The 24,309-nt window shown below is 55.8% G+C and carries 25 protein-coding genes; 10 read left to right on the top strand and 15 right to left on the bottom strand.

Annotation, left to right across the window (positions count from 1 at the left end; all coding sequences use genetic code 11):
- Positions 1-288 precede the first annotated feature (288 nt).
- The 3 genes from VI234_RS19840 (at position 289) to VI234_RS19830 (ending at position 4,615) form a co-directional block, all read left to right on the top strand.
- On the top strand, positions 289-798 hold the full coding sequence (locus tag VI234_RS19840; protein WP_336331028.1) for a hypothetical protein: 510 nt from the start codon (positions 289-291) through the stop codon (positions 796-798).
- Positions 799-1,314: 516 nt separating this feature from the next.
- Complete coding sequence (locus VI234_RS19835) at positions 1,315-3,618, top strand: Eco57I restriction-modification methylase domain-containing protein (protein WP_336331027.1); 2,304 nt, start codon at positions 1,315-1,317, stop codon at positions 3,616-3,618.
- A 109-nt stretch (positions 3,619-3,727) separates the two neighbouring features.
- Positions 3,728-4,615, top strand: a complete 888-nt coding sequence (locus tag VI234_RS19830) for a hypothetical protein (RefSeq protein WP_336331026.1) — start codon at positions 3,728-3,730, stop codon at positions 4,613-4,615.
- A gap of 251 nt (positions 4,616-4,866) precedes the next feature.
- Here the strand turns inward: VI234_RS19830 and xseA are convergent, their stop codons facing one another.
- Both xseA and VI234_RS19820 read right to left on the bottom strand, forming a co-directional pair.
- Positions 4,867-5,895, bottom strand: coding sequence for an exodeoxyribonuclease VII large subunit (xseA, locus tag VI234_RS19825; RefSeq protein ID WP_336331025.1), 1,029 nt, complete (start codon positions 5,893-5,895; stop codon positions 4,867-4,869).
- Positions 5,896-5,970: 75 nt separating this feature from the next.
- Positions 5,971-6,138, bottom strand: coding sequence for a DUF1931 domain-containing protein (locus tag VI234_RS19820; RefSeq protein ID WP_135822921.1), 168 nt, complete (start codon positions 6,136-6,138; stop codon positions 5,971-5,973).
- 626 nt (positions 6,139-6,764) lie between these two features.
- Here VI234_RS19820 and VI234_RS19815 point away from each other — a divergent pair.
- From VI234_RS19815 to VI234_RS19805, 3 genes are all read left to right on the top strand, one after another.
- A complete protein-coding gene (locus VI234_RS19815; RefSeq protein ID WP_336331024.1) occupies positions 6,765-8,684 on the top strand; it encodes a beta-CASP ribonuclease aCPSF1 in 1,920 nt (639 codons plus the stop codon).
- A gap of 489 nt (positions 8,685-9,173) precedes the next feature.
- Complete coding sequence (locus VI234_RS19810) at positions 9,174-9,863, top strand: DUF7504 family protein (protein ID WP_336331023.1); 690 nt, start codon at positions 9,174-9,176, stop codon at positions 9,861-9,863.
- Complete coding sequence (locus VI234_RS19805; protein WP_336331022.1) at positions 9,856-10,260, top strand: hypothetical protein; 405 nt, start codon at positions 9,856-9,858, stop codon at positions 10,258-10,260. Before VI234_RS19810 ends, VI234_RS19805 begins: the two co-directional genes overlap by 8 nt.
- On the opposite strand, the gene VI234_RS19800 is transcribed toward VI234_RS19805, so the two are convergent.
- The 3 genes from VI234_RS19800 to VI234_RS19790 all read right to left on the bottom strand — a co-directional run bounded on the left by VI234_RS19800 (position 10,240) and on the right by VI234_RS19790 (position 11,019).
- Positions 10,240-10,503 carry a hypothetical protein gene (locus tag VI234_RS19800; RefSeq protein ID WP_336331021.1) on the bottom strand — a complete coding sequence of 88 codons (264 nt, stop codon included), beginning with the start codon at positions 10,501-10,503 and terminating at the stop codon, positions 10,240-10,242. The two genes, VI234_RS19805 and VI234_RS19800, sit on opposite strands and share 21 nt — an antisense overlap.
- 9 nt (positions 10,504-10,512) lie before the next feature.
- Positions 10,513-10,641, bottom strand: a complete 129-nt coding sequence (locus VI234_RS19795; protein ID WP_336331020.1) for a hypothetical protein — start codon at positions 10,639-10,641, stop codon at positions 10,513-10,515.
- Between the two features lie 78 nt (positions 10,642-10,719).
- Positions 10,720-11,019, bottom strand: coding sequence for an amphi-Trp domain-containing protein (locus tag VI234_RS19790; RefSeq protein WP_336331019.1), 300 nt, complete (start codon positions 11,017-11,019; stop codon positions 10,720-10,722).
- A 59-nt stretch (positions 11,020-11,078) separates the two neighbouring features.
- On the opposite strand from VI234_RS19790, the gene VI234_RS19785 reads away from it, so the two are divergent.
- The gene (locus VI234_RS19785) at positions 11,079-11,357 is read left to right on the top strand and encodes a helix-turn-helix domain-containing protein (RefSeq protein WP_336331018.1); all 279 of its coding nucleotides are present in this window, start codon (positions 11,079-11,081) and stop codon (positions 11,355-11,357) included.
- A gap of 214 nt (positions 11,358-11,571) precedes the next feature.
- On the top strand, positions 11,572-12,432 hold the full coding sequence (locus VI234_RS19780; protein ID WP_336331017.1) for a hypothetical protein: 861 nt from the start codon (positions 11,572-11,574) through the stop codon (positions 12,430-12,432).
- 54 nt (positions 12,433-12,486) lie between these two features.
- On the opposite strand, the gene VI234_RS19775 is transcribed toward VI234_RS19780, so the two are convergent.
- The 4 genes from VI234_RS19775 to VI234_RS21395 all read right to left on the bottom strand — a co-directional run bounded on the left by VI234_RS19775 (position 12,487) and on the right by VI234_RS21395 (position 15,621).
- A complete protein-coding gene (locus VI234_RS19775) occupies positions 12,487-12,996 on the bottom strand; it encodes a macro domain-containing protein (RefSeq protein WP_336331016.1) in 510 nt (169 codons plus the stop codon).
- Positions 12,997-13,335: 339 nt separating this feature from the next.
- On the bottom strand, positions 13,336-14,265 hold the full coding sequence (gene rnz, locus VI234_RS19770; RefSeq protein WP_336331015.1) for a ribonuclease Z: 930 nt from the start codon (positions 14,263-14,265) through the stop codon (positions 13,336-13,338).
- A gap of 78 nt (positions 14,266-14,343) precedes the next feature.
- The gene (gnd, locus tag VI234_RS19765) at positions 14,344-15,246 is read right to left on the bottom strand and encodes a phosphogluconate dehydrogenase (NAD(+)-dependent, decarboxylating) (protein ID WP_336331014.1); all 903 of its coding nucleotides are present in this window, start codon (positions 15,244-15,246) and stop codon (positions 14,344-14,346) included.
- A 216-nt stretch (positions 15,247-15,462) separates the two neighbouring features.
- Entirely contained in the window at positions 15,463-15,621 is a 159-nt protein-coding gene (locus VI234_RS21395) for a DUF7563 family protein (RefSeq protein WP_432419620.1), read from the bottom strand.
- A gap of 293 nt (positions 15,622-15,914) precedes the next feature.
- Between VI234_RS21395 and VI234_RS19760 the strand changes: the two genes are divergently transcribed.
- Positions 15,915-16,103, top strand: a complete 189-nt coding sequence (locus VI234_RS19760; RefSeq protein WP_232688971.1) for a DUF5786 family protein — start codon at positions 15,915-15,917, stop codon at positions 16,101-16,103.
- Between the two features lie 28 nt (positions 16,104-16,131).
- On the opposite strand, the gene VI234_RS19755 is transcribed toward VI234_RS19760, so the two are convergent.
- The 3 genes from VI234_RS19755 to VI234_RS19745 form a co-directional block, all read right to left on the bottom strand.
- Entirely contained in the window at positions 16,132-16,767 is a 636-nt protein-coding gene (locus VI234_RS19755; protein ID WP_336331013.1) for an adenylate kinase, read from the bottom strand.
- A gap of 678 nt (positions 16,768-17,445) precedes the next feature.
- On the bottom strand, positions 17,446-17,751 hold the full coding sequence (locus VI234_RS19750; RefSeq protein ID WP_336331012.1) for a putative quinol monooxygenase: 306 nt from the start codon (positions 17,749-17,751) through the stop codon (positions 17,446-17,448).
- Positions 17,752-17,807: 56 nt separating this feature from the next.
- A complete protein-coding gene (locus VI234_RS19745) occupies positions 17,808-20,027 on the bottom strand; it encodes a CDC48 family AAA ATPase (RefSeq protein WP_336331011.1) in 2,220 nt (739 codons plus the stop codon).
- Positions 20,028-20,186: 159 nt separating this feature from the next.
- Between VI234_RS19745 and cofH the strand changes: the two genes are divergently transcribed.
- Positions 20,187-21,518, top strand: a complete 1,332-nt coding sequence (gene cofH, locus VI234_RS19740; RefSeq protein WP_442905044.1) for a 7,8-didemethyl-8-hydroxy-5-deazariboflavin synthase subunit CofH — start codon at positions 20,187-20,189, stop codon at positions 21,516-21,518.
- 21 nt (positions 21,519-21,539) lie between these two features.
- On the opposite strand, the gene VI234_RS19735 is transcribed toward cofH, so the two are convergent.
- From VI234_RS19735 to VI234_RS19725, 3 genes are all read right to left on the bottom strand, one after another.
- On the bottom strand, positions 21,540-22,052 hold the full coding sequence (locus VI234_RS19735) for a macro domain-containing protein (protein WP_336331009.1): 513 nt from the start codon (positions 22,050-22,052) through the stop codon (positions 21,540-21,542).
- A gap of 101 nt (positions 22,053-22,153) precedes the next feature.
- Complete coding sequence (locus VI234_RS19730; RefSeq protein WP_336331008.1) at positions 22,154-22,696, bottom strand: HIT family protein; 543 nt, start codon at positions 22,694-22,696, stop codon at positions 22,154-22,156.
- A 291-nt stretch (positions 22,697-22,987) separates the two neighbouring features.
- Positions 22,988-23,806: an NAD+ synthase gene (locus tag VI234_RS19725; protein WP_336331007.1), complete on the bottom strand. Its 819-nt coding sequence runs from the start codon at positions 23,804-23,806 to the stop codon at positions 22,988-22,990.
- Positions 23,807-24,309: the final 503 nt, after the last annotated feature.

The raw sequence follows: 24,309 nt of genomic DNA, 5'->3' as shown, positions 1-24,309 counted from the left end.
TTCGAGACTGTTGACGACAAAATTAAGCAGGTGCTCTTCCTCTATCTCGCTGTCTGCTTGGGTTGACTGCACATCCTCTCCAAGCAGACGCTTACTCTAACCCGATGTGATCGACTGAGATTGTTAAATAACAGGTGTGCAATTTCGACATGACCAACAGACCAATCTCGCTGTCAGATGTATCGACTCGCCTTCCTTCAAGAGAGGCGACAGTGTCATCAACGCTGATGAGCGCAATCAGTGCACTGTGTTTAACGAAACAGGTGCTGAGGAGGGTTCATATTAGCTATGTGGACTGACACTCAGTTACCGTGGGAGACACGACCGGTGGTCATCCCTGACATCCTTGCAGCTAAACCTGGTGAGAAGATTACAGTAGAATTGCGTGGCGGCCGGGCACCAATGCTTGTGGGTGGGGAGGTCAAGTGGCACTGTCAGTTGAATTCAGATGATACAGGTGATCACCCGACAGTTGACCAGTTACTGGAGACCGCCTCATCAGCAAATATTATTGCGCTAAAATTCGACGCTGAAGTCTGGCTAGAATTAAGGAATGGGGAGGTGATTGATTTGAGCGCTCGGCTGAATCAGATTCCCTCCGTTCAACCGGATGACGTCGAACCATCAGAGGATCCAGGACTCTGGTCCATCACGTACCGAGATGATGGCCAGATCCAAGTAGGGCATGCGGAGGCTCGCGGCGACCCTGATAGTGGTGAGATCTACTTTGGGTTGATCCCTCGTAGTGAAGTGTCGACAGTCTGTCTCGGCGAGGTGATTACACCTCAGCAATTATGACATCGAATAAGTCGATCAGGGAGGTGACGTCCTCCCCGTCGCAATCCGCCACGATTTCGGGATTTTTGATCTCACCGGATTAGTTAACACTGAACAGACTCCGAATCGGTAACTACTGTTCACGGGGGGCGAGGATGTCACCTTCTCCAGACTCCGTACAGCGACCTTCTGGTTATCTTGTCAAACTTCTATTTCGGCATAGCCGCGTCACAGTTGAGAAGAGAAGTTTAGCAACTAGTTGTTGAACAACTCCGCGCATCGAGTTCTTCCGATTCGAAGATTCCATTCGATTCCTTCGATTCCGAAGGTTTCATCGCCAAATGACGCGCGAGCGTTCTGGTCGCGGTAACGCACGATATGGTCGTGCTCACAATCTGGGGTTCGTACTGGCAGTCCGGAATTGGCGAGGTCAACGGGTTTTCCCGCATATTGTGGGAACGAACGAGATCATTCTCACCCTACACCCTGTCCGACTAACGTTTATAAACGAGAGGTTCATGAGACCGGTCCATCACGATGCAGAAAATCGCCGGAGCGAGCCTGATACAACCGAGTTCAACCCCCAAAGCTACACCAAATCAAAGGGGCCAGGGACTCCCAACCTTCAGCAGCAACGATATCGCGGATGACTCTCCCATCACATCCGTTGTTCCACGTACAACTGGAACACCAACGGAACCCCCTTGTCTGGACGGGTCAATTGTCAACGAGGATTTCGTCAACCTCCTCTCATCTGCTGCTGACAGCCTTACAGCTAGCATCGGCCCTGATACGCTCAACAACCCCTCTCTCCAGACTTGGTGTGAACAACATGGGATCGACACAAGCCCGCGGAAGGACCGGATGACAATCCTCGCCAAGCATTGTATACTCAACCTCCTACTGAAGGCGACGCTGTACGAGTACCACCACCGTCATAGTGACTTACCTCCTCTTTCGAGCGACATCCGAGTAGACTTCCAGCACGCACAGCATGTGATCGAGGAAGAAGCATTCAGCGAACGTCCCATCGATATGATCTTGTGGCAAGCCGATGCCGACTTGATTGCGCCCATCGTCGAAGCCCGAGGCCGACTCCTCTCATCTCGTAACCCTGCAGAGGATATCGGGAACCTCTACGAGACCCTAACGACGAGTGACAGTCGTCACATGCTGGGACAGTTCCGGACCCCCCCAGACATCGGCCGGCTCATGCGTTCGTGGGTCACTAACACCAGCAGTACGGTACTCGATCCCGGGATAGGCGCTGGGACTTTGTCCAGTCCGTTCTACCCCGGTTGGAAAACCTCCTCTGATCCACAGGACGTGGTCGGTATCGATCAGAGTCCCCTCTCAATGCTGATGGGCACGACCGTACTGACGCTGTGTCGACAACCGCACGAACTGCGGACAAGAGATTTCCTCTCAGTCTCACCGAGTGACCTGCCTAACGGGATCGGTGGAATCGTCTCGAACCCACCATATACCGGATCAGAATCTCTTCTAGAGAACTATAAACGACAACGTAACGCTCAATTCGAGGAAGTCACAGACGGTGCGATTAGCGCAAAATCTCCGCTGTACACGTATTTCGTGTACCACTCGCAGAGATTCCTTGACGCCGGAGATCGGGTAGCCTTCTTGACGCCGCAGAGTTGGCTCAGCCGCAGATTCGGAGAGACTCTCAAACAGTTCCTCTTAGAGGAATTCCGGATCAAGTCACTCGTCCGATTCAACCCAGAAACGACGTCGATATTCCAAACCGCGGACGAGACTGCACTTCTCCTGTTCTTGGAAGCGACTGCAGCGGATACGCCCCGTGGTGATACGAAGTTCATCCGTGTGGACAAAGATATTGACGCAGATGACCTGCGTGACGTCATTAGTGGCACAGTTACCGAGGAACTGTCGTGGGGAGAAGTGCTTTCTCGACGGCAAGAACAACTCGATCCAGCAGACAACTGGCAGTCCCTGTTCGAGGCTGACGAAATCGAGACACCCGGTCTCGTGCCGTTGCAGACCCTCGCGTCTTGCCACCGTGGAACCGTCACCGGGGCAGCTAGATTCTTCTGCCTTTCACAGCAAACTGTAGACGAGTACGAAATCTCGGAGCGACACCTTACACGCATCGTTCGCCGCCCGTCAGTTGTTGATGGCTACGATTTCACTGAGTCTGATTGGCAGGAGTTACAAGATAGCGGAACTGCAGTGTGGCTTCTCACGCCGGATAAACTCTCAAACGTTTCCGCTGATATCGACACATTCGCTGAAGGAATCCGAACTGGCTCGAAGTCAAGAGCGAACGATGCAGCGGAAGCGCAGGTACAGTCGTATCTGCGTACTGCAGTAACAAACCACGACCTCACAGGCAACAACACGTTCGACCAACGGGAACAGTGGTACCGACCGCGAAGTCACGATTCCCCGCAGGTTGTGGTTCCAGATTCCAGCCGTAATGGTTTCCCGTTCATTATGAACGAGATGGGCGCTCGAAATATCCATAACTTCCACGGGCTTCACGAGGTCCGACTTGACAACACAGAGCTGAAAGCACTGCTGGCGTACCTTAACAGTGAGTTTGCGGCACGACTGTTACAGAAGGAAACGCACCCGCGCCAAACTGGATATAGAACGCTCAGCATTAGCACACTCCGAAACCTCCCCGTCATCAACCCAACAGAGGCACCAGAATCAGTAGTACAGGCCCTAGCAAAGTCATTTGACGAGCTCTGTAGAACCACTCGCTGTAGCGGTGACCCTGCACTGGTCCAAGAACTTATTACCGAGATTCTTGAGCGAGAACTCGGTCTCAGACTGCCGTCAGGTACGGATCCTAGATAAGGCAGTTCTAGAGAACGTAAACGCACCCATTACGTCGTAAGACGAGGTCAGTAGAAATCAATATATAACGCGGGACTATTTCACCCACTTCCCACGAATACACATTGAGATGGCTCGGCTCGTCTTCTATCACCACCCACAGGCCGAGAATTTCTCACTCAAATATAGCTCGGCATCGGTGGCAGAAATCCTATCTCAGCGGGAGCAATCCGACGAGTCGACAAAGCTCATCGGGTACCCCTTCGAAACTCCAGTCTATGTACTCTACGAAGGCGATTCAGAGATTGAATCAGCCCAAGATATCGACTTCGATCAGGAATGGCTGAGCGACCGTATTCGTGACCTCCCCCGTGCTGGGCAGGTTGTCGCATTCCGATTAGTAGAGTTGCTCGAAGCAGCTGTCGATGTTCGAGATGAGGATGAGTTTCGGCTCTACAAGGAGTTCGAACCAAAAAAGATCCAGCAGGCACTCGATCACGTCTCCTGGGGAGCACCACTGCCGACCGTCGCTGGAGAAGTGATGTCGAACTTGATTCTCCGACATTCCCTCCCGAATGCGAATCATCGAACTGGCATCGCGATGCTGCAGTTCTGTATTGAGAGTGTGGACCCGAATTTTGAGATGCCACGAACGCACGTCGACGACGATACCTGGCGAGAGTGGGTCGATCCCTACATCGTCGATTCCAAGCGGCTCATTACGGTCCGTCGGAATAACCTTCGTTTCAAGCAGCTCGAAGAGCTGGACGTCGACCTCGTCGAACGGAAAGACGGGATCCAAATCCGATTAGCCGAGTTCGAGCTGGATATGCACTGGCGAGAAGCCCTCTCAGAGTACGCTGAGCAGCACGAGTCACACTGTACGGACTTCGCTCAGGCAGTCCTCCAACGTGCAGAACGGGATGATCTGCTCGACCGACAAGGACCAACGAAACAAGAGTTCATCACGTATCTGGAGGACGGGCTCGTCGAACGGGACTTCAGAGAAATGTTCTGATCAGTCGCGAAGCTCGGCGACCGACTGACCGACCTCGCGAACGTGTTCACTTCGCTCGAGGTCAAGTTCCTCGGCGAGGTAGTCAACCGTCTCTTCAAGGCTCATACTAGAAGGAAGTCCGTCGAGCGGGATAAACCTAGTGCTGACGCAGCAATGTCGCCCATCAGGGAAAGCGTCTGTTTATACCGAACTACGTATCCCCTCTGCTGAAAACTGTGGAATCGGTGACTGCATAGCGATACCCACCGAAATCACACAGTGTCGCCATTTGCTGTCCACAAACCGGACCCAATTGAAAGAAGCCCTCCGAAGCGATTCGGGCGCGCTTCAGTCTGCAGGTTGCGCGTCAGTCGGTGGTGTCCCGCTTGGAAGCTCAGGGATGGACAGATCCACGCTGCCTCGAGTTGCTGCTCCAGCGGCTCGATCTCACCTGCAAGGAACTCTTGGCGGGAGTTCACGCTATACTCGCCAGCGGCGGTCGGCGTGATCGTCGCGACGTCCGCCACCTGGTCCGTGATGAGCCGATCATCGGTGTGTCCAATCGCGGTGACCACCGGGGTATTCGCGGTGAAGATCGCCTCCGCAACCCGCTCGGTGTTGAAGGCCTGGAGGTTCGAATCGCTCCCACCGCCCCGACCGACGATGATGGCGTCGACGTCCTCGGAACGGTCGAGATGATGGATGCCGTTCGCGATGGACGTCGGCGCGTTCGACCCTTGGACGGTTGCGTCCTTCACCAGGATGTCGACGGTGGGGTCCTGCCCGTGGATCGCGTTCTGAATGTCGTACCGGGCGTCCCCTCGGAGGGACGTGACGACGCCGACCCGCTCCGGGAACGCCGGCGGTTGCTGTTTCTGTTCGTCATCGAACCAGCCACGCTCTTCGAGTTCGCTCCGCAGTCGCTCCACGGCAGCGGCCTGGTCGCCGTCGCCGACGACGATTACTTCCCACGGTTTGAGGTCGATTTTCCCACCTTCGACCCAGTAGTCGATATCGCCTTCGAGGATGACCTCGGTCCCGTCCTCGAGATCGGCGTCCATCTCCCGGTAGCGGTTTGCCCAGATCATACAGGGGAGCTCGGCGTCGCCGTCGGTGAGCGTGAAGTAGAGCGCCGTACTGTTCTGGTGGAGATCAGTGACTTCGCCAATACACCGGACACCGTTGAGGGCAGGCGTGTCCTGGACGACCGACGCGATCCGGTCGTTTAGCTGGGACACGCTAAGGACCTCTCTCGCATCAGGTTCGACCGCCTGCCGTTCGGTATCCGGTGCGTCCGCCATCTCCGTTTCCTAACTTCTGAGCAGGAACCTCAAAAAGCTACGTTCGAGTGACGGGGGCGGCTACGCTAAGCAGGCCTACAGATCGCGGGGCTGAACCGTCTTTCGGTCGTTGGCCTCGGCACGCTCTGCGGCGTCGTCGAGCAGTTCGGCGACCTCCTCGTTGAGAGTGTCGTAGAAATCTGCCGAGACGTTGTTGTCCGAGAGTGCATCCTTCACGGCTGCTTTGACGATTAGGTCAGACATTCCATCGCGGAGTTCTCCGACTACGTATATGAAATTGGGGAATTGTGGACGATAATGCGGGTTGCGCCAGGAAATAAGATGGCGAAAGAGCAGAAGCAGGTCCATTCCGGGGAGCAGATCCCGGAACGACCTCCAGGTTAGTTGTTCCCACGTATGCCTTGCGTGGGGCCCACGGTTCAGCGGCAGGGTCGCTGACTGCCGCGAGCGGCGATACACGCCCTCAGCCGCGGTGGCCTCATCGGGCGATGTTCCCGAATCCCGGTATATTTTCGCGGCTCGCGAGGGTTATGACGAATTCTACTTCATCATTGAATCGCTTAGTCGTTGGGATTTCTACTCACTAACAGCCGATCTGAGCCCGGAACGATGCGTCGGAAAAGGTTTATATTGGCCCTCGGGTAGTCTCAATCGAACGATTTCATTCGTTCGCACGCTGGAGAGCATACTGTATCGGTCTTCCCCACCTCAGCATCGCGGGGATATTCCGGAGAGCACTGATCAGTGAATGTCTCCCACTACTCGAAAATCCATGGTCATGGAGTTCCCTCATCAGCCGACATCCCCGTCGAGAAACGGGTATATTCGCCGTATCGCCCATCGCTCACAATCCATACTCTCGCCCAAGTATGAGTTCTGACGACGAGAACGATCCGCTCGAGACTATGCAGGCTCAGGTAGAGGCTGAGATTCCAGACGATCTCGATATCTCACGGGTGACCTACGAGGGTCCAGAACTCGTCATCTACACTGAAACGCCACGGAAGTTTGCCGAGCGGGATGGATTGATCCGGAAACTCGCCAGTACGGTTCGCAAACGAATCACGGTCCGGCCTGCGGCGGGCACGCAGGCGAGTCCGGCAGATGCCGAGCCCCGCATTCTCGACCTTATTCCGGAAGATGCCGGCATCACGAATCTGCAGTTCTATCCTGCCACCGGTGAGGTACTCATCGAAGCTGAGAAGCCGGGGCTCGTGATCGGTCGTCGCGCCAGCACTCTCCGTGAAATCACACAGGAGGTCGGCTGGACACCCGAAGTTCTCCGAACACCGCCGATGGAATCGTCGACGGTTGATAACGTCCGGAACTTCCTGATGCAGGAGCGCGACGAGCGCCGCGAGATTCTCGAACGCGTGGGGAACCAAATCCACCGCGAACCGATGCACGACACTGAATGGGTTCGCGTCACAACGCTCGGCTGCTGTCGTGAGGTCGGGCGGGCGAGTTTCATCCTCAGTACCCCCGAAACACGGGTTCTCATCGACTGTGGGGACAAACCTGGTGCGGAAGGCGAGGTTCCATACCTCCAGATACCCGAGGCGAACCCCATCCCAGATCTCGACGCGGTTGTCCTGACTCACGCCCACCTTGACCACAGTGCGTTACTCCCGCTCCTATTCAAGTACGGGTACGATGGACCAGTGTATACGACGCAGGCGACCCGTGATCTGATGGGCCTGCTCCAGCTCGATTATTTGGACGTTGCAGCCAAGGAGGGGCGTACGCCGCCGTACGAGAGCGCGATGGTCCGGGAAGAACTCAAACACACGATTACGGTTGACTATGGCAACGTCACCGACATTGCGCCAGATATCAAACTCACGTTCCACAACGCCGGCCACATCCTCGGCAGTGCAGTCGCGCACTTCCACGTCGGCGACGGCTTCCACAACATCGTCTTCTCCGGCGACGTCCACCACACCGATACTCGGCTGTTCAACGGGGCATCGAACGACTTCCCCCGCGTCGAGTCACTCATCATGGAGTCGACCTACGGACGGCGCAACGACTACCAGACCGACCAGGAGGACAGTGAGCGCAAGCTCATCGAGCTGATCAACGACACGTACGAACAGGACGGGATAGTCGTAATTCCAGCGTTCGCTGTCGGTCGATCCCAGGAGTTGATGCTCGTCTTGGAGGAGGCAATGCGTGAGGATCGACTCCCGACGATGCCGATCTATCTCGACGGGATGATTCGCGAGGCGACGGCGATCCACACGGCCTATCCTGAGTTCCTCCGTGATGGACTCCGCCAGCGAATTCTCCACGAGGACGAGAACCCGTTCCTCGCCGACCAGTTTCAGCAGGTCGACGGTGGCCAGGAGATGCGGGAAGATATCGCAGGTGGCGAGCCCTGTATCATCCTCTCGACCTCCGGGATGGTGACCGGCGGCCCGATTATGTCGTGGTTGGAACTGCTTGGGGGTAACCCGAAAAACACGCTCATCTTCGTCGGCTACCAGGCCCAGGGCACGCTCGGACGGCGCATTCAGAGTGGCCGTCGCGAGATCCCATTCAGTGACCGCGGGAGCCGTAGCGAACAATTGACGCTTCGGTTCGACGTCGAATCAGTCAGTGGGTTTTCCGGTCACGCCGACCGGAACGGCCTCGAGAACTTCGTGCGGACGATGAACCCTCGTCCAGAGCGAATCCTCTGTGTTCACGGCGATGAATCCTCGACAGACCAACTCTCGTCTGGCCTGTATCAGGAATTCAATATCCGAACCCACGCGCCGAAAAATATGGAAACATTCCGCTTCGATTGAGAGACGTGCGTCCCACGCTCGGGAGCGCCGAAAATCAGTACCTGAATGTTCAGTCGCGTAAAGCGGCTGTCCGAAACCTATTTATCCGGCACACAGCAACGTCACGTCGTACTAAGGGCTCCGTCCCGTCCTTTCTTCGCTCGCCCATCGGTTCGCCGCCACTGCGGGGGCGTCCCTCGATGGCACTGCTCTGAGATGCGCCGTGCCGGATGCCGACCCGTCTGCGGTGGTCCTGGGTCTCCCTGACGGGACTGTGCACGACCCACGTATCCACCTATGAATGAAACAGATATCCCCTGTTCGGACTGTGGCACGGAGCTTATCGAACGGACGGTCCATGCACGGGACCTTCCAGTCGCGACGAGCTGGCAGGGCCACGTGCGCATCGCCGAGTGCCCGGCATGTGAGGCTCGATACTACCCCGAACAGGCGCTGTCTCAGCTGACGGGTTCAACAAACAATCCCCAGCCTCGTGGTGACAGCTGACTGATGGACGAGAACGCCAACAGCACTGTCGAGACAGAGGCCTTGCAGGTCGATCCGCTCCCGGACAGCCTCAGCGGGGGCGCGACCGTTCTCGTCGCGACCACTGGTGATCCGTCTCAGTACGCCGTGTGTCTCCGTATTCTCTGTGCTCAAGGGACCGAAGAGGATACAGCCTTTGTCGTCACGACGACAGAGAGTGCCGATCGAACGATTGCCGTCTATGACCGTCTGGGAGGGGAGACCGGGCGACCATCGATCAGCATCGTCGACACAGTTTCAGAGCAACAATCCGTCTCAGCGCTCTATGGCGAGACACATGTCGTCTTCACACCCTCGCCGAGCGACCTCGAACGGCTGGTCATGGCCCTCTCGGATCTCTCCGACAGTTCGGCACCGAGTAATGGAGCGCATCACCTCGTCATCCGCTCGCTCACACCAATCCTCAAGGCGTCGTCTATCACTCGTGTGAGTACTGTCCTTGAGCGAATCACTGGGCTTCGTTCCGAGTCGGGCCTCTGTCTTCTCGGAATTGACTACACCGCTCACGATGAAGAGACGATGGCAGCGATTGCTGCCCTCGTCGATGGTGTACTCTGGGTCACCCAGCCATCACCGGCCCGTCTCGCCTTCGACTATCAGCCGACGAGGGGACGACACAGTCGTTCCATTCTCGACGGTGGTCCTGATGACTGACACCGATATTGGCCTTCCAGCAGAGTGGACAAGGAAACGCGAGGAGGCCCAGCATAGCACCGCAGTCGTCGAGTATCAACACGAAACAGCAGATGACACGACGTTTGTTGTCTCTGTGATGTCGAAGACAGCCGATGAGGGATTCAAACTCCGGTTATCGACGATCAATCGAACGTCGACGCATGTCCGGCACGATTACCCTGTCGATGAATACGACACAGTCGACGATGCAGTGGCGGGCGCACAGTCGTTCATCGAGATGTTCTCACAGCGGGTACAGGAGGGGTCGATTTCGGCTGCTGACCCTGAAATTGAGGCAATACGCGGGACAATCGAGGCATTCAGAGGGGAGCGAGTATTCCCGTCGATTGGGCGGTTACTTCGACGGTTTCGGTGACTGGTCATCTTCGTCGACCGATTTGAGCTCTGGTTCTGCGTCGTCGTCCTGTCCGTTGTAGACGAGCTCGTAGGTGGTAGCGCCATCACCAGTTGGCACCTCGATCATCGTCCGTTTCTGTCCGTCTTCGAACGTATAGGTGACGGAGATCGTTTCCGGATGACTGAATGCTTGGACAATCGTATCTATTGCTTCCTGGAGTTGCGAGGTGCTTTCCGACGGGAATCGGTGTGTATCGACCATATCAGGGGCTCACTCTGCGTAGGTGTCAATGATTTCATCGAGTGATTTCTCGTCGTCTGAGGAGTCATCAGCGGAGACAGACTCCTCGGGCGTGGATTCGTCGTCTGAATCGTCAGAATCGGTAGTCTCCTCTCTCACAAGAGTAGGAACACGAGATTGCATACGTGGCCCTACTCGCGCTGTTGCTATAACGGTACAGGATGGTTTGTGCCGCGTCTATGCGAGATCCGGGGTCTCGTCTTCGACACGTCCGGAGAGTTCGACTTCGATCTCCAGTTCCGGCTCGCCGTTGCCTTCGAATTCGATATCCAGCTTGACGGGCTCGCCGAACGCGAACGGCAGCTCCCAGTCGTCGCCGGTAATGGTGATCTCGTCCTCCTCTTTGAACTGCTCTCCGAGTTTGATCAAGAAGTCGCCAGCATCCTCAGCGCCGATGTAGTATTCTTCCTCGAAGTAGCCGTCTGTGACTGTTTCTATCGACGGTACTTCCTCTTCTTCGGCAGGGACTTCAGGCATAGTACATTCGAGACGTGCGGTCCGTAACAGATAAAATTTCGTTGGAATATTATCTCTATATGGACTCGCTCGACGTACTCGGATCGAAGCCCCGACTCGAGCTGCTCCGATTGCTCTCTCGGCGCGATATGTACGTTTCCGAGTTGATGGAAGAGGTCGGAATGGACGGGAAAACCGCGACGCATCATCTCGATGTCCTCACTGACGCAGGCTTACTGGAGTCGTATAAAGACGGACGCAGACGGTATTACACGTTGGTTCGGGAAGTGCGACTCGAAATCACACCATCCCCAAACCGCCGCTTCGTTGCTCGATTTCCCGATCTCGAACCGTCCTGATAGCAGGATGTATCGCAGAAAGAGAACGCTGAAGACGACCGGTCAATAAGATGCATTCGAGTGCGGCGATGACGATCCTTTTACCCCCGCACTGAGCCCCTTGTGATGACGGCCACCACCGAGCCGCACTTGCTCTCGCCAATCCCGATGGAGACTTGCCGCCAAGTGCTGACGCTTCGAGTGGCTTTTAGCGACGGTCTCCGTAGGTCCGTATATGCCTCGGGAGTTCATTTCTGAGTACGGACTCGACCCGGGAGATTACGTCCAGCACTTGGTCGATACTTTCTGTGAGCGCTGTCCGAAGTTCTCCGAGCAGCCCGTTGAAGAAGCAATCTTTGTCAACGACGGCCCAATCGACTACCTCGTCTGGTTTGCGCTCGAGAACTACGAGACACACACCTTCTTCTACCACGATGACGCGCCCAATCAGGAGGTGCTTCAACGCTTCATTTTCCTCTCTCCATCACGCAAAGAGATGTCGAAGTTCAAACTCCTCCTCCGGAAGCAGTATGGGGTGTACAGAGAACTCGAGATTGCGCGGCTCCTCGAACTCCCGGATATCTATCAGCCCCAGCTGGGTGAACGGCCGCGGGCGAATTTCGGTGTCTGTCACGAGCCAGGGGACGATCGGATCGTCTCCGGCATCAGTGGAACGCCGCGGATTCGAGAGCAAGAAATCTTCGAGGACGTCGACAAGATCGTCCCGGACAAGACGCTGGAGAAGTTTATCTCGCGAACGGTGCGGACGGTGAACACGCGAATCGAGGAGGATGCCGACCGGCACACGATCACGGCAGATATTCGAGAGCGACTCGAGACGGATCCGGACTTCAGACAGGAGACGACGAAACCCCTTCCCAAGGGAATTCATCCGAAGTACACTGATAAACCGGCTGAACTCTGGCAGAAACCGGCCTCGAAAGTCGCGTACATGGACGGCTCACAGGGATTTCTCCAGATCTGGATTCCAGTCGATGAAGACGACATCACGCTCGTGAGCGCAACTGCAGGGGATTACGACCGAGAGGCGATCGTCGATGCGATTCGCGAGGAGTTCCAGACCGCCGCTGTATGACCGCTAGAATCGCCACTAGTGGTCGAACACGAACGAGTCACCTGAGAGGGTTACTCACGACGACTGGAGTCGATCTGCGATATCGGTAACGGTCTGATATTCTGGCTCCGAATACGCGATCACACGAATATCGGTGAGCGACGTGGGCTCGTACGACCAGACTTCTTCACAGACCAGTTGCGCACCCGTCTCGAAATCGAAGCCGGCAGCTCCTGTCCCGAGAATCGGAATGACGAGTGACTCACAGCCGAGTTCGTCGGCTTTCTTGAGCGTATTTCGAGTGGCTTCGCGAATGCTCTCGGAGGTAGCTCGACCGTCTCCGTAGTGGGGCATCGCCGCTGCATGAATCACGTAGTCAGCGTTAAGGTCATACGCATCAGTGACGGCCACGCCGCCGAGGTCAACTGGACCTTTCGAGACGGCCTCCTCGTTGATCGGGCCGTTCGCGCCGCGTCGTAGAGCGCCGGCGACACCGCTGCCCATCTGTAAGCTCGTCCCGGCGGCGTTCACCAGTGCATCCGCACTCTCTGCCGCGATATCGCCTTGAATGACGGTGAACTCCATACGAAGACATACACAGACTGGATAGTAAAATCCATCCGACGATCAGCACCACTCCTCGAAGCAGTTCCGCGAGCAAAAGACGACCGTCCGTGTCTCCGTCGAATCTGATCGGTCAGACCGAAGCGTTGCGTAATAGTGTGCAGTATCGAGATCGACCGTCGAGCCACAATTCAGACACTCCGTCGTCTCCGTCGTCCACATGACTCGTCGCGTCAAATCCTCTACCGTCCACTCTTCATCACCACAGGCTATTGATGAGCGATTCTCAGTCACTTCTCCCTGTAGGACGACCGGCCATACAATCCCTTCGCTGGATGGTTTCCCTCCATATCCACAGGACTACTCGTCGTCGATCTCGGGATAGGGAATGGTAATCGTATCTCCATCATCAGGGAGGAACGCATTGTCACCGAATTTCTCGACAGCCTCGTTCTCGAGCGGTTCAGCATCGGTTGCGTACCGTGAGGAGATATGTGTGAGTGCGAGTCGCTTAACACCGGCCTTCGAGGCGACAGTAGCTGCCTCCTGGGCCGTCGAGTGACCGGTTTGTTGCGCCCGCTGCTGTCGGTCCTGAGTGAACATCGCATCGTGAATGAGCAAATCTGCGTTCGCAGCGGCCGAAACAACAGGCTCTGTCGGTCGGGTATCGCCGGTATAAACGACGCGCCGCCCCGGACGTGGGTCACCGACGACCTCCTCTGGCTGAACGACAGTTCCGTCCTCGAGTTCCACAGGGGATCCCTCGTGGAGCTGTTGGAACTTTGGCCCGACTGGAACGCCAAGTTCTTCGGCTCGCTCACGGTCGAATCGACCTTTCCGCTCGGCTTCGACGAGTGCGTATCCAACGGAACGTGTTCGATGGTCGGTCTCGACGGTTCGAATCGTGTACTCGTCACGCTCGATAATCGGCTTCCCAGGCGTCGCATCGTGTACCTGAACACGAAAGCCCGGTGTCGTTCCTGTCGCGTCGAGGAGGTTCTCAACATCTCCAGAGGTACCGGCAGGCGTGTAGATGTCGAGAGGTGCAGTTCGCTCATTGAAATCGAGCGTCTGTAGAAGCCCGGGAAGACCAAGGACGTGATCGCCGTGGAGATGTGTGAGGAGGATAGTCGAAACGTCGAAACCGGTCGAGAAGCGCATCATCTGTCGCTGTGTCCCCTCTCCGACATCGAAGAGAAATCGTTCCCCTTCCCGGCGAAGCAGGATTGCGCTCGGATTGCGCTGGGTTGTCGGAACTGCCCCACTCGTTCCGAGAAAGGTCACGTCCATAGTCCCAGTTCGGAGAGCAATGCGGAAAGCAACTTCGAGATCCGCGGATACGACTCCGGCGACTCCATCGGTACGATATTACTCGCTCTTGTCCTGTCGCTTGACCTCGTGACGTCCGAACCCATACCGGAGACGATTGGCGAGACGCCGTGAGAATCGCGAGTTGCGACTACTGAAGCGTTCGGCTAGTGCGCCGTAGATGAGGGGAACAGGGACCTCCTGTTCGAGCGCTTCCTGGACAGTCCACGTTCCGGTCGAGCCACCCGCAACGTAGTCTGCAACACCATCCAGATCGTTCCCCTCTTCGCGAAATGCCTCTTCACAGAGTTCGAGCAACCACGAACGGATTACCGCTCCGTTGTTCCACGTTCGTGCTACTGCTTCGAGGTCGAGATCATAGCGACCGTTTGCAAGCAGTTCGAATCCCTCTCCGTATGCCTGCATCAGCGCGTACTCGACGCCGTTGTGGATCATCTTCACGTAGTGTCCGGAGCCTGCTGGCCCCATCCGTTCGTGGCCGTCAGGGCCTGTCGCGACGGCATCGAATACAGGTTCGAGTTCGTCGTATGCCCACTCCGGACCACCAACCATCAACGAGAAACCGCGTTCTGCACCGGCGGGCCCGCCACTCGTTCCACAGTCTAGATACGCAGCGTCAGTTGACTCTGCTCGCCGAATCGAATCCTGAAAGTTCGAGTTCCCGCCGTCGACGACGATATCATCACTGGCGAGCGATGGTTCGAGTTCGTCAAGCGCAGCGTCAACTGGGTCACCCGCTGGCACCATGAGCCAGATGCGTTTCTCGTCTCCAAGCTGATCCGCGACATCCGAAATCGATGCCGCCCCCGATGCTCCCCGTTCAAGAGCCGTTGCAACTGCGTTCTCGTCAATATCGAAGGCCACGACGTCATGACCGGCAGCGAGAACTCGATCCACGACGATCTGGCCCATTCTCCCGAGCCCAATTATACCGAATTTCATACGTGTTCTTCTCAGTAGTCGGGACGGTCGGGACTCGACAGTTTCGATACTGAATTGAGCACCCGGTGGGCTCAGATACACCTCTTTGCGGTCCAAGGGATTGTTACGACTGAGCAGAGAGTGTGAGATGGCGGCAATGATGAATGGTTACCCCTCTGAGCCCCTTGTGATGACGCGGGAATCCGAGCCGCCACTTTATTCCGATAGAGTCCAGAGTTACTGCTGTCGCGTGGAGCGAGCTGTTCGAACGTCTGCCCCATCCCGAACTTTGTCTTCACAGCTAGGGCACACTCGAACAGTCTCCATACCCTCTGGTGCAAACACCCGCACATAGGCCTCAGTCACGAACGAGCCACAATTGTCGCAGGAAGGCATCGTATTTCTCTCTGGTCAACCAGTAGGTATAGGTATTCGGTTCGCTGGATACTGAATTCAAACCCGTTTCATCGTGTATTGACACACGGGGCACTTTCGCTCGTTGCCGTCTACCTCGAAATCAGACTCCTGGCCGGTCCACCCGCATTCCGGACACTGTGCAACGTCAGCGGTCATTCTCCTTCGAGATGGAGAGCCCAGCCCCATCTATCTTGGTATATGATACCGAACGTCTCATAACCACCTGCAAGCGGACCGGTTGTTTTTAGTCCACGCCACCGCTATCGTCGCATATGGGTTTTGGGAGCTATGACGAATCCGAGCAGCAGAACCAGGACGTCAATGCCGATGATGACGATAGTGAAGGCGTGAGTGTCCACGAAAACGAGCACGAAGGCGAGATCACGTTCGAAACGGACGCCTCCACCGATGAACTCATGGACCAGCTCGCAGAGATCAAGGACGGCGCTGACGAAGAGTAAAATCGACACCTGGCCCTATTTTCCGGTATTACGAACTGGTCGACCGCACGGCATCTTTGACATCCTCCCAAACCGCTTCGATGGATTGCTCCCCATCGATTTCGATTAGTTCCCCACGGTTCCGATAGAACTCGATGAGCGGCTGCGTGTTTTCTTGGTAGACGCGCAGCCGCTCACGGGCGGTTTCTTCCTGATCGTCCTCTCGGTGATAGAGGTCACCACCACACTCGTCACAGGTCCCTGCCTCCGCCGGTGGGTTGAACTCGACGTGGTAGTTTGCCCCACAGTCAGAACACACTCGTCGCCCAGTAAGCCGGTCAACCAGTACATCTTCGTCGACCGCTAAATACAGCACACCATCGAGGTCGGTGATCGAGTCGAGATATTCGGCCTGATCGTGATTCCGGGGATAGCCGTCGAGCACGAACCCATCTGCAGCCGTTAGTTCTGCTTCGACGATCTCGTTGACGACAGGGTCTGGAACGAGTTCGCCTTCGTCCATGAAACTCCGGGGCGTACCGTACTCAGTCTCCATATCCTTGTTCGCGCGGAGCGCGTCACCGGTCGTGACGTGCGCAAGATCGAATTCGTCAACGAGGCGTTCGCACTGTGTCCCTTTCCCGGCACCAGGAGCCCCGAGAATAACGAGTCGTAAATCAGCCATACAGTAAGCGTCTACGAGCAGCCCTAAAACATCGCTGAAATCGAAATTACGAGTAGTGTGAGAGGACGTTATATATTATTTTTCATACCAGTTCCTTACTCACTCGATTCGCTCAATACAGGGAGCTGATTATCCTATTCGATGGACAATAACTCAGGTTGAGAGTGATATGACTGAACGCTATCAAATTGTGGGAGACTGGTGTTACCTATGTACAGGTCAGTTCTCGGTCGCGAAATGAAGCGATCCACCACTCCATGCAGCCAACTCCTTTTGATTCCGGCGAGAATCGATCACCGCTTCACAATTCGGACACTCGTAGGTAAGCGAATTGGCGAGTATGTGGATGGTCCAGTCGCCATTAATATGACTATCGAGACCGCACTCGGGACAATAGAGGGTCGCCTTGTCGGGCGGCTGTCGCTCAGTAGTGGAAGTGGAGGGCGTCATTTCCTTATCTTCTCTCTGGACAGGGATAACCGTATCGTACTTCAAGTGGAGTATCGACTCGCCACTGACGGTGGATATGATAGATTCGGAGACGATGTTTGACACGTTACATCTCTATTTATCAGCGTATTCAGCCATATGTGAGGAAAGTAATATATTTATCAATGATTCTATAATACCCTCGGTGTATAGTGCAGTCCCGACGGCGTTCGATTGCCGAGAACGACGTTACAGCTCAAGTTCGGTAGCGCTATCGACGTCGAACTGGATAACTTCGGGTTCGCCGGCAAGGAGGTCCGGCAGTGCCGCCTCAAACTCCTGGAAGTGTGCTGTTTCCGTATGCGACTCGAACGCCTCTGCGTCTTCGTACTGCTCGAAGAAGCGGATGACGTTCGAGTCTTGGACATCCGTCGTCGCCCGGTACTCGATCATCCCGTCCTCTGCCTGTGACTGCTCGACGAGATCGTCGACCAGTTCGAGCGCTTCATCACGCCGACCCGGATCGATCGGAAAACTCGCGTGAAGTACGATCATCGACAGCCCGGGCCACAAACTGCCAGCCCAAAAGTTCTCCTGATACCTCCCGTTGCTTACTGGAAGCCTCGAGGACCACTCCCGGTCGTGTCCGGCCAGCGTTCTCGGTCGAGTTCCTCATCAATCCGCTCGTAGTATTCACTGGTCGCATCGGTCATCGTCGGTCGGATCCGGTCGATAGCGCGATCGAAATGACGCATCGAAACGACCTCCATGTCATCTCGTAGCGCTTCGATTGCGGCCTCTCGGGTGAGATTCTCGAGATCGCTCCCCACGTAGCCGTCGGTCTGTTCGGCTAACTCGCGGAAACTCACGTCGGAGGCGAGCGGCGTTTCTTCGGTATGCACCTTGAGGATCTGTTCGCGATCCTCGAATGTTGGTTCCTCAACTTTGATCAACCGGCCGAACCGCCCCGTCCGTAGGAGTGCCGCATCGAGCATATCCGGCCGGTTCGTCGCCCCGATTACGACCACGTCTTCCATCGACTGAAGGCCGTCGAGTTCCGTCAGGAGCTGGTTGACGACACGGTCAGAACTCCCACCGTCCGGACCCTGGGCACGGCTCGTCGCGAGACTATCGAGTTCGTCAAAGAAGACGATCGAGGGCGAGACTTTTCGTGCTTTCTGGAAGACCTCCCGGATCGCTTCTTCAGATTCGCCGACCCATTTCGAGAGGAGTTCCGGCCCGCGAACCGGAATGAAATTCGCGTCCGTTTCGTTGGCGACGACTTTCGCGAGGAGCGTCTTCCCCGTTCCGGGAGGTCCATAGAGAAGGACGCCCGACACTGCATCGATCCCGAGTCGTTCGAACTTCTCCGGGCTATCGAGTGGCCAGACAACACTCTCGCGAAGCTCTTGCTTGACGGTATCGAGCCCCCCGACGTGCTTCCACGTTACCTCTGGAATCCGAACGTCGACCTCGCGGAGCGCAGAGGGCTCGATTCCGGGAAGGGCACGTTCGAAGTCGACCGCTTTGACGACTATCTGCTCGACGAGAGACGGCGGTATCTCGTCCTCCTCGATATCGATCTCCGGAAGATACCGTCGGAGGGCGTGCATCGCGGCCTCCTTCGTGAGTGATTCGAGATCTGCACCGACGAAGCCCTGCGTCTGCGTCGCGAGATCACTTGGATGGACGTCTTTCGCCAGTGGCATCGCTCGGGTATGAATACGGAGGATCTCCTCCCGGTCGGCTTCGTTGGGAACATCAATCTCGATTTCCCGGTCGAAGCGGCCAGGGCGTCGAAGCGCTGCATCGACCGCATCGTGTCGATTCGTCGCACCGATAACCACGACCTCCCCGCGGTCGTCAAGTCCGTCCATCAACGAGAGTAGCTGGGCGACAACCCGGCGTTCGACCTCTCCCGTGACCTCCTCTCGGCTCGGAGCGATCGAGTCCAGTTCGTCGATGAAAATGATCGCGGGGGCCTCTGCTTGCGCCTCCTCGAAGGTGTCACGGAGCTCTTGCTCGGACTCGCCGTAGTACTTCGAGATGATCTCCGGCCCAGCAATCGAATGGAAGCTCGCCGAGATCTCGTTAGCGACAGCTTTTGCAAGGAGTGTCTTTCCTGTGCCGGGTGGTCCATACAGGAGGACACCTTTCGGCGGCTCGATACCCAGCCGGTCGAAGAGCTTGGGATGATTGAGTGGGAGTTCGATCATCTCCCGGACGCGGTCAAGTTCTTCCTGGAGTCCACCAATCTCGTCATACGTAATGGCGTCCTGTGTTCGAACTTCGGGATTCTGCGAGACTGGTGTTTCGCGAACTTTGATGGTAGTGTCGTCAGTGACTTCGACAACCGTTGCCGGATCGACATCGGTTGCAACGAACGTAAGCGTATCCCCGGGCGAACGCAAGAACGGCTGCGTGCTCTGAGCGGTTATCGGAACGAGATTGTTTTGGGTGATAGAGCGGTGGAGTAACTCCTGTTTGACGAGGTCTACAATATCGTGATTGGGAGGAGTCGACATCTCGTCTATCGGTGCGAGCGTGACCTCGTCGGCGAATTGAATCGACGCCGATCGAACGGTGACCTGCTCCCCGAGAGCGACGCCGGCGTTGTCCCGAGCGAAACCGTCGATACAAATAATATCATTCGTCCAGTCCTCGGGATCGGCACGCTGTGCCTTCATAACTGCCGTCTGCTCCCCTTGGATAGCGACGAATTCGCCGGGGCTCAGATCGAGTTCATCGAAGCTGGTCGGGGTGAGTCGTGCAATCCCTTTGCCAGTATCGGTCGGATACGCTTTCACGACTGTGAGTTGAATCTCGGTCATATTCCAAACTCTCCGGCAGTAATCACATAGAGGTCGGCAAGGGATACTGAAAAAGGGTGTGGAGAGGACACCTGCTCTCAAAGCGACAGCCACACAGACTTTTTACTGCTACTGCGAGAATCGGCTTCCGTGGCGAACACATCCGAACAACGGACAAACATCTCGCGACAGCAGTTCAATTTCACTCATCAACCCGAAACGGATCAATCGTTCGAGAACGCATTGAGCAAGGCGAGAAGGGGCGAGCGATTGACTGTAGCCGACGGTGTCGAGCTGATGACTACAGGATCGGATCAGCAGGGAATTGTCCCGAAGCGCAAAGAGGCTGTTCTCGAAGCAGCGAACCGTCGGCGGGCAGAACAGGTCGGTGAGGAAGTTACGTTCGTCGCAAATCTCAACAATAACGTTACAACTGCCTGCAATACGGGTTGTCTCTTCTGTAACTTCAAGGACAGCTCCGAGCAGTTCCGAACATCGTATCAAGACGACCACAGCGGCTTCACGAAGACACCTGCAGAATCGCAGACTATCGTTCGTGATGCGCTCGAAAAGGGCATCTACGAGGTAACGTCTGTGTCCGGCCTGCATCCCGCATTTGCGCTCGACGATGAACATCGCGAAATCCTCGAATCGAGCGAGCGTGGAGATATAAACTATCGACCTCCCAGCGAGTACGAAAAAAATCCCGGCACGTACTGCGCCCAGATGGAAGCGATAGATGTCGGTGGTGTCCACGTGCATTCGATGACACCCGAGGAGGCATACCACGCCCAGCGCGGGGCGGACTGGGGCTACCACGAGGTCTACTCGCGGTTGCAGGATGCCGGACTCGACTCCGTTCCGGGGACAGCTGCTGAAATCCTCGTCGACGAGGTACAGTCGGTCATCTGCCCCGGGAAAATCAGCACCGACGAGTGGCTCGACGCGATGACCGCAGCAGCCGACGTTGGCCTGCCGATGACCTCGACGATCATGTACGGTCACGTCGAAAACGAAATGCATCGCGTGCTCCACCTCCAGCGGATTCGTGAGCTCCAGGACAGAACCGGAAATATCACCGAATTTGTCCCGCTTTCGTTCGTACACCAGGAGACGCCACTCTACGAGCGCGGCATGGTCTCTGCTGGGGCCTCCAATGCCGAGGACGAACTGATGATCGCCGTCGCTCGCTTGTTCCTCGACAACATTGATCATATCCAGTCGTCGTGGGTGAAATTCAGGAACGCAAAGGGATTGAAACTGCTTTCCTGCGGAGCAGACGACTTCATGGGAACGATACTCTCCGAGGAGATCACGAAGCGGGCAGGTGGCGAGTACGGCGAGTTCCGCTCGTTCCAGGATTACGTCGACATGATCTCTGCCATCGGTCGGGTCCCGGTCGAACGGTCGACGGACTATCAGCAGTTCCGACGACTCGACCCTGACGATTCGCCGTATGGACCAGCTCTCGGTCCGCAGGCGGATGGAACGCCGTTGCTACCACCTGTCTGAACTCGCCAGAGAATCAGCTCATCAACGTTCTTGAAGAGCTCTAACTTCACGAACAGCGTCCATGAGGATCTCGAAATTCCGGTCTGAACGGCAAACCACGCGGACGTCAGCCAGGTATTCGGGATCAAACTCCTGGATTTCCTCACCGATGCATATTGCCCCCGCTTCGAGGTCGAATCCCCCGCCTCCACAGCCAAGGAGGGGAAGGGCGAGCGAATGACACTCCAAGTGATCGGCCCGCTGTAGAACAGCCTGAATCGCTGTCCGAATGCTGGCTTCTGTCGCTGATCCAGATCCTGAGACGGGAACCGTATGAAGGAGATAGAGTGCAGGGAGATTATATGCATCAGTTACGACGACATCACCAGCTTCGAGAGGCTGCTCTCGCTCGACCTCCTCGACAATCGAGCCCTCTACTTGGTCTCGAAAGGTCCCCGAAACACCACACTCCATTCGACATTCTGGAGCGGTAGTGTTCACCATTGCATGGGCAGTCTGCCGAGTGATATTGCCCTGGACCACGTCGAAGTACATACTGGATATATGAGTCGCCAACCTAAAAGCCGGGGTTGAGTAGTCTGTCGCAACCCACACCCCGCGAGATTCGAAAGCCGCAAGAGGGAGTTGAACCCCGACTAGTTGTCTATCTGCACTGCGGTGTCGCCATCTATAGACGAAGTATCATCGAGGCCCGCGAATGCAGTATGGAGGCGGTCGTAAGTTTCCTCGACAGCCTGGACGATGACTTTTGTATCCCCGATAACTGGCATGAAGTTCGTATCACCCTCCCAGCGCGGGACAATATGGGTGTGCAAATGATCGTCAATCGACCCTCCGCTTCCCTCCCCCAGGTTAAGTCCGGCGTTGAATCCGTCGGGAGCAAATGCTTCCCTCATCGCTTCGAACGTTCGCGTCTTGAGCTGTGCATGGCCGAGTAACACCTCGTCAGAGAGATCTTCGTACGCCCCGGTATGTGCTCGCGGGATGACCATGACGTGCCCTGGATTATAGGGGTAGTTGTTAAGCATGACGAACGCGTGGTCGTTTTCGGCGACGATTAGATGCTCGCGATCGTCGTCTCGCTCCGGGAATTCACAGAAGATACACTCATCTACGTCCGGATTCTTATCTTCCCGCTCAATCCACTCGATCCGCCACGGAGCAAAAATCTCGTCCATACCGTGCGTTCTGTCATCACCGATTTATCTCCTGTGATAGGACCAGCAGTGCTCAACGGGCAGTACGAGATTTGCACCCGCGACAATCTGGTCCGAAGCCCGATACGCTATCGAGACTGATACTGTCGGCTGTAAGTACGCGGAGATATTCGGCGCCCCGGGGCGCCGAATTCTTCCGTAATGTTACAGCCGACAGTATGAGTTAGCCGCCCGCAAACGAAGCATATTGAATTCGATTCGATAAGACCGACGATTTGCCAATCACTCTCGCAACAGTTCGCTGTAATCAATTCAGTCTGGTGACTTGGGACTTGGGGGAGCCGCTCGCTTGTGAGCGCTCTGTTCGTGGAGATCTCGGATCCGTTCGATAGTCTGTTCTTGAATATCGAGTACGCGGGCGGTAGCAGCAATAGAGAGTGGTCCGTCGACGTGGAGCGCCAAAATCCCATCCAATGTGTCATAGTCAATATCCAGTTCCTCTTCATCAGTTTGACCGGCCCAAAGACCTGCTGTCGGCGTCTTCGTCACGATCTCTTCGGGGACACCGATATACCGGGCGAGCTGTCGAACCTGCTGTTTGTAGAGGTTACCGATAGGGTGACAATCAACAGCTCCGTCCCCATATTTTGTGAAGTACCCGACAGCAGCCTCAGTCCGGTTCCCTGTTCCAATGACGAGTGCATTCTCGTGATTCGCGACGAGATAATTGAGAACAGCACGCGCTCGAGCCCGGGCATTACCGACGGCAATCGTATCGTCGCTCGCTTCAGGATAGGCATCAAAGAACGTCTCCACGATCGGATTGATTTCGAGGACATCATATTCGATTTCGAGATCTTGAGCAATCCGTTCTGCGTCGCTCATGTTCTCGTCGCGGCTTACCTCTCCAGGCATAACCAGTCCGTGGACGTTCTCAACCCCGAGTGCCTCCACCGTTAGATGAACAGTCAACGTGCTGTCAATCCCGCCGGAGAGTCCAAGTACCGCCCGATCAGAGCCAGCTTCGGAGAGCTGTGTCTCGATAAATGAAACGATGTGGTTACGATGCTTGTCAAGCTCTTTCTCGGAGAACCGGATGTCAAGTGGGGATACTCCAGTTTTGCTTGACATATGAAGAGTATAGAACCGAGTTACTGAAAGTGTTGACGTTCATATCATATCTTTCCTACTCGGTTCAAAATAAGAGCGCAACCCTTTCGACGCAAGACTGTCTACAGTGAAAGGTGCCTTTGGACGATACTATTCGAGACCGTGTTATCTTCTTAGCCGGGAAAGCAGCGGGTGTCGATTGTCCAAACTGTGAGTTCAGAAGTCGCGATGTCGAACTGGACATCGTCAGGCTCACGGATACCTCCTGTCCGGAATGTGGAACGACGGTTCTGACTGAAGACCAGAAATCACAGCTTCGACAGGCTGGAAAGCTGTAAAATTCGAGACTTGATTGCGAAAGGTAACTTTGGTTCGATAACCCAATTACCGACGGTGTTCGAGTTCCAGTCGATCACATCGGGTTAGAGGAAGTGTCTGCTTTGGGAGGATGTGCAACCTTCCGAAGCAGACAACGAGATAGAAGAGGAACACCTGCTTAATTTTGTCGTCAACAGCCTCGACGA

The organism is Haloarcula sp. CGMCC 1.2071 (assembly GCF_037078445.1).
GTDB classification, from domain to species: Archaea; Halobacteriota; Halobacteria; order Halobacteriales; family Haloarculaceae; genus Haloarcula; species Haloarcula amylolytica.
This window is presented reverse-complemented; position numbering and strand designations above follow the sequence as displayed.

Coding starts and splice junctions, on each gene's coding strand:
- VI234_RS19840 (WP_336331028.1), top strand. CDS start 289: ATGTGGACTGACACTCAGTTACCGTGGGAGACACGACCGGTGGTCATC.
- VI234_RS19835 (WP_336331027.1), top strand. CDS start 1,315: ATGCAGAAAATCGCCGGAGCGAGCCTGATACAACCGAGTTCAACCCCC.
- VI234_RS19830 (WP_336331026.1), top strand. CDS start 3,728: ATGGCTCGGCTCGTCTTCTATCACCACCCACAGGCCGAGAATTTCTCA.
- xseA (WP_336331025.1), bottom strand. CDS start 5,895: ATGGCGGACGCACCGGATACCGAACGGCAGGCGGTCGAACCTGATGCG.
- VI234_RS19820 (WP_135822921.1), bottom strand. CDS start 6,138: ATGTCTGACCTAATCGTCAAAGCAGCCGTGAAGGATGCACTCTCGGAC.
- VI234_RS19815 (WP_336331024.1), top strand. CDS start 6,765: ATGAGTTCTGACGACGAGAACGATCCGCTCGAGACTATGCAGGCTCAG.
- VI234_RS19810 (WP_336331023.1), top strand. CDS start 9,174: ATGGACGAGAACGCCAACAGCACTGTCGAGACAGAGGCCTTGCAGGTC.
- VI234_RS19805 (WP_336331022.1), top strand. CDS start 9,856: ATGACTGACACCGATATTGGCCTTCCAGCAGAGTGGACAAGGAAACGC.
- VI234_RS19800 (WP_336331021.1), bottom strand. CDS start 10,503: ATGGTCGATACACACCGATTCCCGTCGGAAAGCACCTCGCAACTCCAG.
- VI234_RS19790 (WP_336331019.1), bottom strand. CDS start 11,019: ATGCCTGAAGTCCCTGCCGAAGAAGAGGAAGTACCGTCGATAGAAACA.
- VI234_RS19785 (WP_336331018.1), top strand. CDS start 11,079: ATGGACTCGCTCGACGTACTCGGATCGAAGCCCCGACTCGAGCTGCTC.
- VI234_RS19780 (WP_336331017.1), top strand. CDS start 11,572: ATGCCTCGGGAGTTCATTTCTGAGTACGGACTCGACCCGGGAGATTAC.
- VI234_RS19775 (WP_336331016.1), bottom strand. CDS start 12,996: ATGGAGTTCACCGTCATTCAAGGCGATATCGCGGCAGAGAGTGCGGAT.
- rnz (WP_336331015.1), bottom strand. CDS start 14,265: ATGGACGTGACCTTTCTCGGAACGAGTGGGGCAGTTCCGACAACCCAG.
- gnd (WP_336331014.1), bottom strand. CDS start 15,246: ATGAAATTCGGTATAATTGGGCTCGGGAGAATGGGCCAGATCGTCGTG.
- VI234_RS21395 (WP_432419620.1), bottom strand. CDS start 15,621: ATGCCTTCCTGCGACAATTGTGGCTCGTTCGTGACTGAGGCCTATGTG.
- VI234_RS19760 (WP_232688971.1), top strand. CDS start 15,915: ATGGGTTTTGGGAGCTATGACGAATCCGAGCAGCAGAACCAGGACGTC.
- VI234_RS19755 (WP_336331013.1), bottom strand. CDS start 16,767: ATGGCTGATTTACGACTCGTTATTCTCGGGGCTCCTGGTGCCGGGAAA.
- VI234_RS19750 (WP_336331012.1), bottom strand. CDS start 17,751: ATGATCGTACTTCACGCGAGTTTTCCGATCGATCCGGGTCGGCGTGAT.
- VI234_RS19745 (WP_336331011.1), bottom strand. CDS start 20,027: ATGACCGAGATTCAACTCACAGTCGTGAAAGCGTATCCGACCGATACT.
- VI234_RS19735 (WP_336331009.1), bottom strand. CDS start 22,052: ATGTACTTCGACGTGGTCCAGGGCAATATCACTCGGCAGACTGCCCAT.
- VI234_RS19730 (WP_336331008.1), bottom strand. CDS start 22,696: ATGGACGAGATTTTTGCTCCGTGGCGGATCGAGTGGATTGAGCGGGAA.
- VI234_RS19725 (WP_336331007.1), bottom strand. CDS start 23,806: ATGTCAAGCAAAACTGGAGTATCCCCACTTGACATCCGGTTCTCCGAG.